Raw genomic sequence first — 2,264 nt, 5'->3', positions numbered from 1 at the left:
GCCGCAGACCTTGTTGATCGTCATGGCCGGCACGACGTTGGGCAGGCCGGACTTGACGACGGACTGCCGTGCCGGGTTCTGGCCGACGCCGGCGGTCAGCACCTGGCCGAGGATGACCTCGTTGATCTGGTCGCCGGCCAGGCCGGTGCGGCGCAGCAGGTCCTGGATGACGGCAGCGCCCAGCTCGGTGGCGGGCGTCTTGGCGAGCGTGCCGCCGAACTTGCCGATGGCCGTGCGTGCGGCGGCGACGATGACGATGTCTTCTTTGCTCATGGCTTGTCTTCCTTTAGTGATCAATAACACCGCGGACAAAACGCGGACGAGGATTTCTTCGGGCCGTACGCCGGGCCGCTCCCAAGCCGGCCCGTCGGGCGATGTGCTTGCCGGTCAATCCGGCAAGCATCGCCGTCCCCGCGGGGGACCGATTGGGCGTGCCCGCGTTCAGCGAGGCAGGACCGGGCGAGGGGCTTCATTTCAGGCTTTGACCTTGACGTACCGGCCCGGGGCCGGCTCGATGGACTTGTATTTGCGGTTGCCCGGCTCTTTGGGCGCGGGCTTCTTGGCGCCGGCATGCGAGGCCAGCCAGGCGGACCAGTCCGGCCACCAGCTGCCGGGGTGTTCGGTGGCACTGGCCAACCAGGCCTCGGGGTCGACCGGCAGGGCTGCTCCCTTGGCAATCCAGTGGCTGCGCTTGCCCTTGGTGGGCGGGTTGATGACGCCGGCGATATGACCCGACGCACCCAGCACGAAGCGCTTCTTGCCCTTGAGGATCTGGGTGCTGCGGTAGGCGCTGGTCCAAGGCACGATATGGTCCTCGCGCGAGCCGTAGATGTAGACCGGGGCCTCGATGGCGCCGATGTCCAGCTTCTCGMCGCAGACCGTCAGCTTGCCCGGCTGYTTCAACTCGTTTTGCAAGTAGGTGTGGCGCAGATACCAGCAGTACATCGGCCCGGGCAGATTGGTCGAGTCGCCGTTCCAGTACAGCAGGTCGAAGGGCGGCGRCTGCTCGCCCTTCAGGTAGTTGCCGACGACGTAGTTCCAGACCAGGTCGTTGGGGCGCAGGAAGCTGAAGGTCGTGGCCAGCTCCTGGCCGTGCAACAGTTGCGCGCCCTTGGGCGACTCGGGGCCCAGCGTCGCCTCGCGCAGCCTCACCATGGCTTCGTCGACAAAGATGTCGAGGATGCCGTTGTCGGCAAAGTCCAGCAGTGTGGTCAGCAGCGTCACGCTGGCGGCCGGCTGTTCGCCGCGCGCGGCCAGTACGCCCAGGGCCGTAGCGAGGATGGTGCCGCCGACGCAGAAGCCCAAGGTGTTGATCTTGTCCTGGCCCGAGATCTCCTGCGCGACGCGGATGGCTTCGATGGCGCCGGTCTCGATGTAGTCGTCCCAGCCCAGCTGCTTGATGGATTCATCCGGGTTGCGCCAACTGACGACGAAGACGCGATGGCCTTCGGAGACGGCGTAGCGGATCAGCGAGTTGTCCGGCTGCAGGTCCAGGATGTAGAACTTGTTGATGCAGGGCGGCACCAGCAGGAAGGGTCGCGTGTGCACTTCCTTCGTCAGCGGCGCGTATTCGATGAGCTGGAACAGCTCGTTCTCGAAAACGATGCTGCCGGCCGTGGTGGCCACGTTCTTGCCGACCTCGAAGGCGCTCTCGTCCGTCTGCGACACATGGCCGCGCTGCACGTCGCCCCACAGTTGCTGCAGGCCACGGGTCAGCGTCTCGCCCTGGCTGTCCAGCGCCAGCTTCTGCGCCTCGGGGTTCAACGCCAGGTAATTGCTGGGCGACACGGCATCGACGAACTGCTGCACGGCGAAACGGATGCGCGCCTTGGTCTTGTCGTCCGCCTCGATGGCCGAGGCCATCCGGCCCAGCGTCTGGCTGTTGAGCAGGTAGAGCTGGGTCATGAAGCTGGCGGCCGGGTTGCTCCGCCATTCGGGCGCGGCGAAGCGGCGGTCGCCGATGGCCGGAGCCTCGCCCTGCCCCAGCGACGTGTTCCACAACGCCGTGGCCTGCTTCAGATAATCGGCCTGCAATTCGGCCAGTGCGGTGGGTGAGATCTGCGGCAGATGCGCCATCTGCYGCATCAGGTCCGCGAATACAGCCGGCCCCTCCATAGCGGGCGGGGCGTCGTTCTTCTTGCGTGTGGCCATGTCTTCCTCGGAGCTCCCGCGTCAGCGGTGTTGTCTCGATCCGTTGCAATAAGCTTGCCACATCTCGCAGACCCTGTTTGTACTCTTGCGCACTGACGCGCCAATGACACCCC

At 65.8% G+C, this 2,264-nt stretch carries 2 protein-coding genes; both read right to left on the bottom strand.

Annotated elements, in window-relative coordinates:
• Nucleotides 1–273 (bottom strand): thiolase family protein (locus tag ACXJKR_RS30220; RefSeq protein WP_457325988.1); only part of this gene is annotated, 273 nt, incomplete at its 3' end.
• A 201-nt stretch (nucleotides 274–474) separates the two neighbouring features.
• Nucleotides 475–2,115, bottom strand: a complete 1,641-nt coding sequence (gene phaC, locus ACXJKR_RS30215) for a class I poly(R)-hydroxyalkanoic acid synthase (protein ID WP_457325989.1) — start codon at nucleotides 2,113–2,115, stop codon at nucleotides 475–477.
• Nucleotides 2,116–2,264 lie beyond the last annotated feature (149 nt).

The organism is Roseateles sp. P5_E11 (genome assembly GCF_054049355.1).
This window is presented reverse-complemented; position numbering and strand designations above follow the sequence as displayed.